Consider the following 14,402-nt stretch of genomic DNA (forward strand, 5'->3'; position numbering starts at 1 on the left):
GATTTTATGCTATTTGATTTTTAGATACTTGATGTCTTTACCGTCTTGTACATATATCACAGATACCGCAGCACAAAGCATGAAAATGCCTGCAAGCACCAGCGCGTAAATGGCTTGTCCGCCAAAAAGGTTCTTTACAATCCAGCCTCCGAAAAAGCCATTTATGATCTGTGGAAAAGTGATAAAGAAGTTGAAGATCCCCATGTAAACGCCCATCTTCTTAGCGGGGATAGAACCTGAAAGGATGGCATAAGGCATAGCCAATATGCTTGCCCAGGCAAGGCCAATACCTGCCATGCTTATAATAAGCATGTATTGATTTTGAATGAAGAAGATAGAGATCAACCCTATACCACCTGCTATCAGCGAAAATGAATGTGCCAGCTTACGGCTTGTTGCGCGGGCAATGGCTGGCAAGCATAAAGCGTACAACGCTGAAATACCGTTATAAACCCCAAACATCAGCGTTACCCAGTCGCCAGCTTTTGCCGCATTAACAGATGTGGTATCTTTTAGATCTACATGAAAAACATGGGTAGCGATGGCGGGCGACGCAAATACCCACATAGAGAATAACGCAAACCACGAGAAGAATTGCACTAAACCCAGCTGCCTCATCGCCATTGGCATACGTTTAAAGTCCTTTATAATTTCACCTAATCCGTTAGACTGTTCCGCTTCTGCTTCTTCCGGGTGAAATTGTGCATATTCTGCAGGTGAGTACTCTTTGGTTCGCAGAACTGTCCACAACAGGCAAATAATCATTACAGCAGCCCCTACATAAAATGAGTAAATTACATTTGGTTGTACATGACCCGGAGCTGCTGCTTTGGTACCCATGAAATAACTAATAAGCCAGGGTAGTACAGAACCCGTAACAGCGCCCAGCCCAATCAGAAACGTTTGGATAGAAAAGCCTAAACTGCGTTGGTTATCCGGCAAGTTATCACCGATTAACGCCCGAAAGGGTTCCATCGCAACATTAAAAGACGCATCCATTATCATGAGGATACCTGCACCTACCATTACAGGTGGTAAAAACATCAGCATAGCTGAGTTTGGCATAAATAGTAACGCCAAAGCAGACAGAATGCCACCTGTTAAAAAATACGGCTTACGACGGCCTAAGCGGTTCCAGGTACGGTCGCTGTAATGCCCTATAATAGGCTGAACGATCATGCCGGTAATTGGCGCCGCAAGCCAAAATAGTGACAAGTGCTCCACATCGGCACCAAAGCTTTGCAATATGCGTGATGCGTTGCCGTTTTGAAGCGCAAAGCCAAACTGAATACCCAAAAAGCCAAAGCTCATATTGAATATCTGCCAGAAGGTAAGTTGCGGCCGCTCGATAACCTTGTGCGGTTCTACAATAGCTTGCCCCGTTGCCTGTTCTGTTAAAACTGTCATTTGCTTAGTTCTATTACCAGGGCGGTTTTGGCAGGTATGTTTAGCTGCTTTAAATTACCCAGTTTTTCGTGAGTTATAATATTAGTGCCAGTTGTAAAACCAGTTGTGCGCTCCTTAAAGTCTTCGGCAGTTAAAACGGCATCCTTTTCGCCGCCGTTATAAGTTATCATAACTGTTTTTTGCGCATCGTACCTAAAGTAGGTGTAAATACCATTTCGCGGTATGTATTGCATAAGCTTGCCAGTTTGTAGTGCTGGTGTGGTTTTACGATAGTTGGCCAGGGTGCGCACATAATTAAAAGCTTCGTTCTCCATTTTATCACGACCGTCAGTGGTGAACTTATCTTTTTTGTCGCCAGCCCATCCGCCGGAAAAATCTTCACGAACAAGCCCGTCCGGGTTGGAATAGCCTTTCATTAGTATTTCATCGCCATAGTACATTTGCGGTACACCGCGCATAGTTAACAGCATGGCCATACCAGATTTAAACTTTGTAAAATCTTCATTCACCACAGAATAGAACCTGCTCATATCATGATTGTCCAAAAATATTGTATTGCGCGTGGCGTCCTGATACATAAAATCCTGCGCTACGATATTGTACAACCTGTTCACGCCATCTGTCCATCCTTCTTTTCCATTTAATGCTTCGGTAATAGCATCTTTGATCTGCGCGTCGGTAATGCCGGGTAACTGAGTGTCAAAGCCGCGGTTTACTGTATTCCCCTGTGTGAAATACGCTTGGTTAGCAACAGACCATACCAATGTTTCACCAAAAATGGAAAGGTGCGGAAACTCTGCTTTTATTTTCCTGGCCCAGTCTGCCATGTATGTAGCGTCGTTATAAGGGTAAGTGTCCAGTCTTAATCCATCTATACCAGCGTATTCTATCCACCATAAATGATTTTGTGTAAGATAGTTTTGCACGTAAGGGTTGCTTTGGTTTACATCAGCCATGCGTTTGTCAAACCATCCATCCAGCATTTGCTTTTTATCAGCAGCAGCACCATGTGGGTCCATTACTGCAGCATCACGGAAGGTAGAATTTGTGTATTTAGGCCATTGATGCACCCAGCTTTTCATCGGCATATCTTGTATAAGCCAGCTTTCGGTACCAATATGATTATGCACCAGGTCTTTTATTACTTTTAATCCCATTGCGTGGCTTTTGGCAACATAAGTCTTAAATAACTCATTAGTGCCAAAACGCCGGTCTATTTTATAGTAATCTGTAACTGCGTAGCCATGGTAAGATGCATGCGGCTCATCGTTCTCTATCTCTGGTGTCATCCATATTGCAGTTACACCTAAGTCTTTTAGGTAGGGGAGGTGGTTGATGAGGCCCTGTATATCACCACCATGGCGTGAGTACATCGAATCGCGATGCAGCCCTGTTTCTAACATGCCTGGTACCACATCGTTAGACGGATCACCATTTGAAAAACGATCGGGCATCAGCAGATATATCAAATCTTTATTGGTTACTCCTTATGCCCATTGTCCTGATTTGTTTCGCTGCTTAAGCTCGTAGGTGTAAACCACATCTTTCTTCCCAGCTTGCTTAAAGGTGATAGGGAATTTGCCCGGGCGGGTTGCCGCACCAATGTTAAGATCAAGAAACAAGTAATTGCTATTCTCTACTTTATGCACTGCTGTAAGTTTCACACCAGGATAGCTTAAGCTTACTGCGCTAGCAGATATTTTATCGCCGTGTACTATAAGCTGTACTTTAGGATTCTTGAAACCTACCCACCAAAAGGCAGGTTCTACACGTTCAAGTGCGGGTATTTGTGCCAGCAGGCAGCCTGACAATAACAAAAAGGTCAGCGTAATATTAAACCGTAATTTCATAATGGTATAAGTTGGTTTGCATCAGCTGTAGTTAGCTGCGTTAAGAACCGGAATAATAAAAGGCCAGCCAGCTTCAGCCTGACTAGCCTTGAGCGTACTACTGTTTTAACAGTGTGTACGCAGCTTTCGCGTTATCTGTGCCGATTGGCGTGAACGTGAATTTATAAGTTCCATTTGTTGCAACCGGGATATCGTCGGAGTTGCTCGATGCCAGAGTTGCGCCGTCCGCGCCAGTTTTAGGAACGCCGTAGCTGGTTCCCCAATCGTGATTTTTTCTTACTTTGAAGTGCCCTGTCGAAACAAGCGGAAGAGTGATTTCCCAAGCGCGTGTACCGTTGTTAAACTTCATATCAGTATCGCTGCCCCATCCACCGGCTGTTGCGTCGCCTATCAGGCTGTAGTAAGCATCAACGGCTACCATTGTAATCGTTTTTGCATTTAAATCTACCGTTACAAAGTACTGACCTACACCAGGTGCACTGATGTTTCCTCCGGATGTGCTGATTGCGCTGCCGCTAACTGTACCATAAGCAACATCCCATTTCTTTTCAGGTGTTATTTTAAAATCTAAATTACCGGTAGTGAAGTTTATTATACCCGTATAAATGCCATTGCCTGTTGCAGATTGCAAGCTATCGGCAGTTGGTGGGTTCCAGCCCTGATAGGCACCCGGCACATAAACGTAAGACACCAAGGCGAACGGAGTAGCGGTAACTGTAACTACATTTGAGTAAGCAATGTTACCCGGAGTAGTTGAGCTTAAAGATGATTTTAACCGCATTTCTATTTGCGCAGCAGCACCGCTTGGCATATTCATGGCTAAAAGCAAATTGTTGAAGTCTTGTACGGTATAGGTTTTGGTTAACGCGCCAGTTGCTAATGCGACTTCTGTTGGAGAAGCAAAGTTAGTGCCCTTAGCCGCAATTTGCAGGGTGTTGGTTACCGCCGCTTTGTACCCGTAATCTTGCGGGCTGGCTGTTATAGTAATTGCTGTTTGGGTTAAATTAGCTTTTGAAAGTGCCGGGCTGGTTGTTGAAGCTGCCAAGGCACCCCCAGTGGCCGGTTGTGCTGTAACCCGTACTTCATCTTTTTTGCATGATGCCAGCACAAATACGGCAAGGCAGCTGAATGCTAAAAATTTGGTAATGATTCTTTTCATTTTAAAATCTTGTTTGAATACGTTTAAATTATAGCAGTATTACAAGCCCGGCATTGCCGGGCCTGGTAGTTGTTTTAGTAACCCGGATTTTGTTTAAGTGTAGGGTTGGCTGTAATATCGTCTGTTGGGATAGGGTAGATGTTCCTGAAGTCTTCTACACTTTTACCGTTGGCAACACCACCTTTAAATGGCCACAGGTAAGTGCCTGTGGTAAATTTACCGAAACGAATAAGGTCAGTGCGGCGGAAACCTTCCCAATACAGCTCGCGTGCCCTTTCATCCAAGATAAAATCCAGCGAAATAGAGGTTACGTTGCCGCTTGTATTACCATAAGCACGTGTGCGGATATTGTTAACATAAGTTAACGCATTACCTAAATTACCGCCAGCGCCTCCACGCAAAACGGCTTCTGCGTAAATAAGATAAACCTCTGACAGACGGAAAAGTGGAAAGTCAACATCAGCAAAATCAAGGCTTTGGCCGGCTGCGCCTGAACGGTTGACGTTGCGGTACTTTGTAACGGCAAAGCCATCGGTAAATACCCCCTGATCTTTAATTTCTAAGTTCTGGCCGTTAGTGTAGAACTGTGCGCGTTTGTCTGCAGCACCTGTGTAATCAGGAAAAAGGTTGGGCAGGTTCTTGGTAGTACGTGCGCCACCCCAGCCGCCGCTGATACCGAAGTTGCTGGCAGATTCTGAGCCGCCAACCGGTGCGTGGGTCAGGAAAGTTGTACCGCCGTAGCTTTGGGTGCGTAAGCCATCGTAATTAATAGTAAAGATGTTTTCGCTGGTGTTTTGCTGATTGTCGGCAAGCATTAACCACTGATAATTGCTTATAAGTGAGTAACCTGATCCAATAACTTTGTTCGCATAACTAATAGCGTCATCATATCTTTTTGTGCCAGTATAAACTTCGGCGTTCAAATAAAGCCTGGCTAGTAAAGCCCAATCAGCAGCTTGGTCGGCACGGCCGTATTCATTTGATTTTGGCGCAGCTAATGTTGGTTCTATGGCTTTCAATTCCGATTCAACATAATTGAAGAGCGTTTTGCGATCTGCCTGTTTAGGTACGGTAACACCTATTAGGTCACTTTCTGTAACCAATGGTACTGAACCATAGAGGTCAAGCAAAACCCAGTATTGAAATGCCCTAAGGAAACGAGCCTCAGCGCTGAACCTTCGGATTTTATCTGCGTCCTCTCCGGAGATCCCGCGGCTGCTTAACTGGTCATCGGCAGATTGCCTGATGAATTCGTTAGCCAGCGTAATTTGGTACAAACTACGGTAGTAAAGGCCCTTCAAGAAAGGATTGGCTGCAGACCAGTTCATGTTATGGAAGTCCTGTATGCCTACATCGCCCCAGGCAATTACAGCTTCGTCTGTGCTTAGTTCTTGCGCTTTCCAATACAGCCTTAAAAAGTCTGATGTACCCTCGTCAATGCCTTGTACGTCGCCGTTACCGGCAGGGCCCTGGTTACCTGTTAAGGCAAAGGAGCCGTAAACTTTGGCAAATGCCTGTTTGTAACCGTCGGCATTTTTGTAAACCGTTGCTGAGGTGATGTCGTTTGTTGGCAGCAAATCGAGTTTTTTGTTACACGAAAACACACTGCCTGTAAGCATTACAATTGCAAATGCTTTTAAAAAGTTCTTTTTCATATCGCTTATTATTAGCTGTATACGTTAATATACGATTGAGTTAAAATTTCAGGTTTACGCCTAGTACGTAAGTACGCGGACGTGGGTAAATATTATTATCTATACCACCGTTTACTTCCGGATCTACCCCTTTATATTTGGTTATAGTAAACACGTTTTGCACGTTGCCACTTACGCTAAGCTGTGCAGAGCCGCCCAATATTTTACCAAAGTTGTAACCAAGGCTTGCATTATCCATCTTCACGAATGATGCATTTTGGATGTAGTAATCAGATAAAACATTTTTATCGTTTGCACCTATCAGGCCGCTCTCCAATACATTGGTGGAGCCGTTATTTAAATAACCAAGTGGATTAAGGATGCTGTTTCTGGTACCTGTACTTGAATAAACGTTATTGTAGGCATAGTTACCTACGTTAGCACGCATTACTACAGCAAGATTGAAGTTGCGGTAGCTAACATTACTCGAGAAACCGAATATATACTTAGGATCCGGCTGTTTGTACAGATACAGGTCTTTATCATTAATAGATCCGTCACCGTTTCTGTCTACGTACACGTTATCTAACGGTTTACCATCTGTACCATACACCTGCTGGTAAACGTAGTATGCACCACGAGGCTGGCCAACAATAATACGCTGTACGCTAGAGCCTGTTCCGCCTGATACACCGCCAGACGCAATGCCCGTACTGTTAGGATCATTAACGAAGGTTAACTTTGTAATTTTGTTTTGGTTGTAAGTGGCGTTAAAGGCAACATCCCAGGCTACATCTTTACTTCTCACCACTTGTGCATTCAACGCTACCTCGATACCCTTATTGGTCATGGTACCAACGTTGGTAACAAATGTGTTAGAGAACCCTGCACCCGCGGCTACATTAACCGGCGCTAAAAGGTCTTTGGTTTCTTTATAGTAGGCATCGATGCTACCTGTTAAGCGTCCGCCAAGGAATCCGAAATCGATACCTGCGTTTGTGGTTGCACTCTGTTCCCATTTACGTTTAGGGTCATAAGCAATCGGGCGATATAACTGGTAAAATGTATTACCGAACTGGTATGAAGCGGTTTGTGAACTAAGTGAATAATATGGTGTGTAAGCGTAGTTGGATAAACCATCCTGCTGACCGGTTAAACCGTAGCCAACACGCAGTTTTAGATCAGAAAATAATGTATTGTCTTTCAGGAAAGACTCTTCTTTGATCTTCCAGGCCAGCGCACCTGAAGGGAATACCGCGTACCGGTTTAGCGGGCTAAATCTTGATGAACCATCACGACGGATAGTACCTGTTAACAGGTATTTATTGGCGATAGTTAAGTTTAAACGGCCGTAGTAAGACAACAAACGGTTGCGTGGAATATCAAACGGATACGTTGGACTTGATACAACTGTACCGTCTGTTGTAAGATCCGGGTAATTGGTTATTGTGGTTTTGTAATCGTAATAAGCGTAACCAGCTACCGCATCAATCCGTGTATCAATGGCCTTAACTTCTTTGACGTAGTTTAAGTAACCCTCAAATGTGGTATTTAATACTTTGTTGTTATACTGGTTGTTTACACCACTATGTAATACATTGTTGGCGTCTTTATACCTCCTGAAGCTTGATGCAGCAAAATCAGGCTGTACAATTGTACCCTTACCTTCAGATGCGTCGTAGCCAAAATTTACGTTGGCATGCAGATCAGGCAGAAAGTGAAATTTATAGTCTAATTGCAAGTTACCAATACTTCTTTTTACATCGCTTTTGTCTTCACGTTCTTCCAACAAACCTACCGGGTTGCGTGGTGCAAGCTGTTTAAGGCCTGTTGCCGATGAAGGGTCGCTGTCTAAGTATTCAAAGTAGCCACCATAGTTAGTGTTGCCTGACAACACAGGTTTGGTAGGGTCGAAACTAATGGCAGCACCTATTGCACCCTGGTTGGCAAAGCGCGCTTTGCTTGCGGTACCCCTCACGTTAAAATCGATTTTCAAATGATTATCGAACAGTTTTGGAGACAAATTAATAGAAGCTGAAGCCCTGTTTAAGTAGCCGGTTCGTAGAATACCTTTCTGATCCAAATACCCTACAGAGATCCGGTAAGGAAGGTTTTTTAACCCGCCAGATACGCTCAGATTATTATCGTTGCTAATAGCGGTTTGGTAGATCTCTTTTTGCCAGTTTGTACTTTCTGTACCTAAAAGGCCCTGGAAGGTTGCGTTACCGTTAGCTTTTACATAATCCCTCAGCTGATCTGCAGACAGTACGCTTACTTCTTTAGTAAGTACCGAAGCGGAAACCTGGGTATTTAAATTTACTACCGGCTTGCCTGTCGCGCCTCTTTTGGTGGTGATGATAATTACACCGTTAGATGCCCTTGAACCATAGATGGCAGTTGCTGACGCATCTTTTAACACGGTAAAAGTTTCAATATCGTTCGGGTTGATTAGCGTTAATGCGTTAGGAGCACCGGCAATACCGTCGTTGCTTAACTGTACACCGTCCACCACAATCAGCGGATCGTTGCTGGCGCTGATAGATGCCCCACCGCGTACACGGATGGTACTACCTGCGCCTGGTGCGCCACCGTTTGGCGTAATGGATACACCTGCCACCTTACCGGCAATTAATTGCTCGGGCGACGTAATGTTACCTGTTTGGAAATCTTTTGAACTCACTGTTGTAACAGCGCCCGTAAGATCTTTCTTTTTAACGGTACCATAGCCGATAACCACAATCTCGTTCAGTGATTTTGATGATGGTTGTAAAGAAAAATTGACTGTAGCATTATCTGTACCAACAGTTACACTTTGAGGTGCAGATGTATAGCCGATAAAGCTGGCTGTTAAGGTGTAAGTACCCGGTGCCACTCCGTTTATCTTGTAAATGCCATTCAAATCAGCAGCACCGGCCATAGTGGTGCCAGAAATAAGTACGGTTGCACCTGTTAACGGCTGGTTGTTCTCGTCAACGACTTTACCGGTAATGCTTCTTGTTTGCGCAAATATCGCCTGCGATATCAGCATCACTGCAAAAAGGAGCAAATACTTCTTTAGGTAATTGTTTCTCATTTAATTTTAAGTTGGTTAATAGTTTAAATTGGTTGCTTTTAATTTGCAGCCATCAATTGCTTAAAGGCTGCACGGTGTTATCGTATTAATAATTTTTGTTGATCAATATTCATTTTAAAGACTTTCCAATCGGCCCGGCAATACATAAAGTATGTGTATCGCCAATTGGCATAACTAGTGCCTATATGATTAGATCGACTGTTTTGCAAGCAGAAATTTTTGCCGTGCAGATAAATTATAATTGGTTTGTTTTCGAAGAGTATCCAGTGTTAAACGGATGATTTGCTTCGCTGATACAAATTAAACGAGCTGAAAAACCGTAAGCTATTTATTTACATAAAATTTAATAAAAAGTCGATTTGTTTAAATTTATAATATTGATAATCAATTATATAAATTTTAAAAATCCACAGAAATTTAACGGCTGTAGCATATTTTCAATACACTAAGCATGTTTAAAGAGTTATTTTTATGCGATAGGAGGGGTCAGCAAGGGCTAAATTTAGAAGATCTAACTTGTAGCCATGAACCTTAAATTGTATAAGGCGTATAAAAAGAAAATGAGAAAGGACGTATTTTACCTTAGTGTATTAAATACGGAAAGTAGTAGCGGTTTTGCTCCTGATTGGAGAACTTACGTGGTTAGTTTTTGGCGCCCGTGTCAACGGCTTTAATTGCCATTATTCGCTGGTCAAATTCGTCACCATGGATTAGTGCCTTGGCTTTAATTCGCATTTTGTATACGTAGATGGTCTTCTCTGAGTACTCCAGTATTTTTGCGATCGTCTCTGTGTCTGTAATTCCCATTCGCATCAAGGCAAATATCCTCAGGTCGGTAGTAAGTACCTCATGCTCTTTCGGCCATATCTGGTTCTCCTTTTTAAAAAGAGTGTTAAACTCTTCAACAAAGTTTGGGAAGATTTTTAAGAAAACCTGGTCGAAGGTGTTAAACAGCGTTTCGCGTTCTTTTTTAATGTTGATGTTGTTAGCCATCAACTGTATATCCTCATACCGTTTTGCAGGCAATTTTGTATCTACAGAACGTTTGATGCGTTCCAGTTGAAGAATGTATCCTGATATTACATTAAAAAAATAGCCAATATAGTCTTCCTTGATTTTGGTGCCTTCTATAAGCTTTTCGTTCACCCGCTCTATTACCCGCTCTTTTGCTTTCAGTTTTTTATTTCGCTTATATAAGAGTACAGAAATTACCACAACAGCAACTGCTAAAGCAGTAATCATGCTTAGGCTCTTTATATACAAGCGTTCTTCACGTTCTATAAACAAAAGTTTTTCCGAGGCTACCATGGGCAGTAACGAACCAATCTGGGTTTTTCGCTGCCTGGCACCATAGAATTCGGCATCGTCAAGCGCATGCTCAAGCGCTACGTAGGCGTTTTTTATGTCGCCCTTTTTGTATAATATTTCGGCCAGCCAAAATAGGGCTATGGTTTCTTTGGTGGAAGAGCGAATGTCACTTATGGTTGCACGTATAAGCAACGCAATGCTTTTATCCGGCTGCGACATGCTTTGATAAACGTTACTTAAGGTAGATTCTACAATTGCATTCTGGTGTTCGGTAAGCTTCTTCGACTTTAGGAGTTGGTAGAATATTGTGGCCGCAGAATCATTCAATCCGTTCTTGTATTTCTTGTATCCGGAAAGATATAAGTTATCGTAAGATCCGGGCTTACTTAAAGCAATGGCCGAATCAATATACTTGTTTGCCAGTGAGGTATAAACAGGGGTATAATGCTTATCGTTATTATAAGTAGCCAGGTCATAATAGGCACGCATGGTGATGGAATAATATTCCATTTTAACGGAACTTTCCAGGCTTTTTACGTTAATACCCCGCATGCTCTCGAAGGTTTCTTTAAACATACCCGACGACAGCAGGATAAAGCCCATCTTTATTTTACTAAAGTCTTCTTTGGACCTGTCGTGAAGTGATTGGCTTAATGAAAGTAGCTTGTTGGCATAAACGTATGCTGAATCGTACTGATAAGATTTGTACCCGTCATATAACTTATTACAAACCTCAAACTGGCTGTTAAAATCACTAGCGGGTAATTGCTTGAGTGTGGTTTTTATAACCAGAATTTGCGCTTCTTTTTTTTTATCGTAACGGCTTTTTTTGCTAAACTCTGTCTTCAACTCATCAAAAAGCTCACCGTTGCCGTTGTCAGCAAACAGTATAAATGGTAAAAGACTGAAAATAAAGAGCAATAATCCTCTCATAATCAACAACAAGCCAGTGTCGCCTGGCAATCGAAAAAGTAAACTAATATAATACCTTTATACAACATAAATCAGCATCAATTAAGTGCGTTGGTAAGTTATGCAAATTAGATACTTACTATACAATGAATACGTGAGTTTACAGTTAGGACAAGGTTTTCGAAAGTAGTGCTGTAAATGTGTCAGTAATTATAAAGGAATATATAAAGCAAAAAGGGCTGCATTCATATAATGCAGCCCTGTGTAACTGGTATTAGTAGATTTAGTAATTTGTTCTACTTCATGACGGATGTGATAGCGTCTCCAACTTCATGACCTGCATTAGCCTTAAAGTTAAAGCCTAGTAGCTGTGCTATAGTTTGCGCTAACTGCTTATGGTAAGTAATTGTGGCGGTTTTTACTTCTCCTGAAGGGGGCGTATCCGGGCCGATGACTGCAAACCAGGTTTGTTCCGCGCCTGCCACTTCAGCACCGTGGTGTTTCCATGAGTCTAGTGGCTTTTCGCCGCGGCCGTGGTCGCAAGTTATCAGCAAGGTTGTCTTGTTTTTGTAAACCGGATCATTCTGTATCATATCCCATAAAGCCTTAATGTATCCGTCTTCTTGTTTGGCACGCTCCAGGTACGATTTATAATTACCCGCATGAGCCATGTCGTCGGTTTCATCAAATGCCATGTAGAGTACCCTTGGCTTAAATTGTTTTATATATTCTTTGCTGTATTCGTAGGTGATGAAATCAAGACGTGTTGAATCGCCCAGGTAATGGGGCACATTGTGTTGTAATTCGTTGAGATATTTTATGCGCTCGTTAGCATCGGGCTTATTTACATCAACATAACCAGAATAAACTGCTAAGCCGGAGCGCTGCTTATTCAAAATCTGCGGAAATCGTTCCCATGATGCGAAAGCTGCAACTTTGCCTTCAAAACCCTTTTGTTTGTTAATGTACTCAAGCACATTCATGTTAGGGTTGGTTATGGGATCATTGGTGTTCATCCGCTTGTCAGGGAAGCCGGTGAATATTTCGTTATAGCCAGGGTAGGAGAAACGATAAGGATTGGCCACTTCATCCTTGTTGCCCAAATCACGGTTACCATAAAGTTGGCCTTTCTTGCTTATAACCGACCAAAGAAACGGGAACAGTAATTTACGCCTTTCCTCTGCTGATGCAGCCCAAAACTTTTTCCTAACCTCTTCTTTGTCTTCGGTGAAGTTAGAACTAATAAGTGCTGAGTCGGCTCCGCGGAACACTTCCTGCCAGCGCATACCGTCGAGCGTTACTATAATCACATTTTGTGTTTGATGCTTTTGTGCTGAAGCTGGCAGGATGCCAATTGCTATAGCTGCAATCAAGATCAGTTTTTTCATAGTAGGTTGTAAAAAAGCCGGGCCGCTATTGCTAACGGCCCGGCAGGTAATTAATTCAATTATTTAAGTATCCACATCAGGCCGTTAATGTCGTCGTTACCGCCGAACTGTGCATCCAGGGCCGCCTGGTAATTAGCGCGGTTGGCAGTGCGCTCGGCAGACGGGTACTGATAACGCTGGGCTATACGGCTGCCGTTGCCTGTTCCTGGTCCGGTGGTAAAGGTTGGTACACCCGTACGGCGATAAGTGAAGTAAGACTCCAAACCCGAATGGCGGAACAATGCAGCGTACTTTTGCTTCAATATCTTGGTAAGGCCATCTGTTCCCGCTGCGTACTTTACCGTCGATTGATTGTAGTAATCTGCAAAGCTGAAGTTGATGGGGAAGGTGTCGTAGTTTGCGCTTGCAGTTACGCTGGTAGAACCCGGGCGATAGAAGTAAGCAGTGAAAGTGCCATTCTCTGGAATACCATATGATGCCATTGATGCTTTAATGCCGGCCTGGTACCAGGTTTCGGCATTGCCGCTTGCCCAGCCCCTGTTAATGCCTTCTGCAATGTTAAACATCAACTCCGGATACCCTATCTGTATACTCGGCTCACCTGTATAAGTAGAGTAAAAGTATTTGCGGTTTAAGAACGAGTACTGTTGTAAGCCTGCATTATTGTACATTACACCCTGATCAAGGCCAGCATCTGCACCTACAAAAGAGGCGAAATCTGTTGCACTTTGCTTTTTGTTGTCAACAAGGTCGCGTACGGGTTCAGCAGTTACAAATACCCTTGGGTCTTTGAGCGAGGTCAACAGTCCAACATAGGTGCTGGACATGTTCTTGCGCGACCCGCTTTGACCGAAATTGTTAGGATTTTGCGGATAGTAATTACTTGGCGATACAAACACATATTGCAGATTGTCTGCAGAGCTTGTCATCAAAGGGTATTTTGATGGGTTGCTAATAATATTTGCAAATTGTGCGGTAACGTTCAGGTCTGCATCAGATGTCTTTTTACTTAGCTGAACAAGTAAACGTATCCTTAAGGCGTTAACAGCTTTTTGCCATTTGCTAAGGTCATTGCTATAATAAAAGTCATTCTTCAGCACCGCGCCTTCGCCGGTACCGAAGTCGTTAGGTTTAGCAATCATTTGGCCCAGGTCGCTGTTTGCACTTTCCAACCAATCCAGAGATTGTTTAAAAACCGCTTTTTGCGAGTCGTACTTTGGCGCTAGGTTATCTAAGCCCTGTAAAGCCTCGGTCATAGGCACATCGCCCATCTCCAGGCTCATTTTGGTAAACAGGTATGCTTTAAAGAACTTGCCCAACGCTTCGTACGGGTTTATTGCAGCGCCACCGCTAGCCTCCGCCTGCTTTTCCATGGCCAGCACGTTCTTTAGTGTAGTATAGTAGTCGTCACCGCCACCAAAATCATAACGGTTATTGCCGTAATAATCATAGTTGTACAAATAGTACTGGTCTACTACTTCTTTTTGTCCGTCCGGTAATTCTGCAATGCTGTTCTCTATACCGTTCAGCAACAGCGCTGCAGATACATTATTTGGTTTGTTGGTGTTTTTAGTAAGCTCGTCAAAGCTCTTTTTACACCCGGTTACCGATAGCAGCATTGCTATAGGTAGTATGTATAATTTTAGTGTCTTTTTCATGATCGCTGGTCCT

9 protein-coding genes are annotated in these 14,402 nt (G+C 43.1%); all 9 read right to left on the minus strand.

Going from position 1 to position 14,402, the window contains the following annotated elements; all coding sequences use genetic code 11:
- Positions 1-9: 9 nt before the first annotated feature.
- Complete coding sequence (locus tag AC59GT_RS18240) at positions 10-1,407, minus strand: MFS transporter (RefSeq protein ID WP_497238977.1); 1,398 nt, start codon at positions 1,405-1,407, stop codon at positions 10-12.
- Positions 1,404-2,861 carry an alpha-amylase family glycosyl hydrolase gene (locus tag AC59GT_RS18245; protein WP_497238978.1) on the minus strand — a complete coding sequence of 486 codons (1,458 nt, stop codon included), beginning with the start codon at positions 2,859-2,861 and terminating at the stop codon, positions 1,404-1,406. The genes AC59GT_RS18240 and AC59GT_RS18245 overlap by 4 nt, the downstream gene beginning before the upstream one ends.
- A 33-nt stretch (positions 2,862-2,894) precedes the next feature.
- A complete protein-coding gene (locus tag AC59GT_RS18250; RefSeq protein WP_497238979.1) occupies positions 2,895-3,257 on the minus strand; it encodes a cyclomaltodextrinase N-terminal domain-containing protein in 363 nt (120 codons plus the stop codon).
- Between the two features lie 97 nt (positions 3,258-3,354).
- On the minus strand, positions 3,355-4,416 hold the full coding sequence (locus AC59GT_RS18255) for a SusE domain-containing protein (RefSeq protein WP_497238980.1): 1,062 nt from the start codon (positions 4,414-4,416) through the stop codon (positions 3,355-3,357).
- A 74-nt stretch (positions 4,417-4,490) separates the two neighbouring features.
- The gene (locus AC59GT_RS18260) at positions 4,491-6,071 is read right to left on the minus strand and encodes a RagB/SusD family nutrient uptake outer membrane protein (protein ID WP_497238981.1); all 1,581 of its coding nucleotides are present in this window, start codon (positions 6,069-6,071) and stop codon (positions 4,491-4,493) included.
- 40 nt (positions 6,072-6,111) lie between these two features.
- A complete protein-coding gene (locus AC59GT_RS18265) occupies positions 6,112-9,123 on the minus strand; it encodes a SusC/RagA family TonB-linked outer membrane protein (protein WP_497238982.1) in 3,012 nt (1,003 codons plus the stop codon).
- A 642-nt stretch (positions 9,124-9,765) separates the two neighbouring features.
- On the minus strand, positions 9,766-11,364 hold the full coding sequence (gene susR, locus AC59GT_RS18270) for a SusR family glycan utilization regulator (RefSeq protein ID WP_497238983.1): 1,599 nt from the start codon (positions 11,362-11,364) through the stop codon (positions 9,766-9,768).
- 275 nt (positions 11,365-11,639) lie between these two features.
- Positions 11,640-12,731: a phosphoglyceromutase gene (locus tag AC59GT_RS18275; protein WP_497238984.1), complete on the minus strand. Its 1,092-nt coding sequence runs from the start codon at positions 12,729-12,731 to the stop codon at positions 11,640-11,642.
- Between the two features lie 59 nt (positions 12,732-12,790).
- Positions 12,791-14,389 (minus strand): SusD/RagB family nutrient-binding outer membrane lipoprotein, encoded by a 1,599-nt coding sequence (locus tag AC59GT_RS18280; protein WP_497238985.1) that lies wholly within the window; start codon positions 14,387-14,389, stop codon positions 12,791-12,793.
- Between the last annotated feature and the right edge of the window lie 13 nt (positions 14,390-14,402).

The organism is Mucilaginibacter sp. 320_HR (assembly GCF_059691875.1).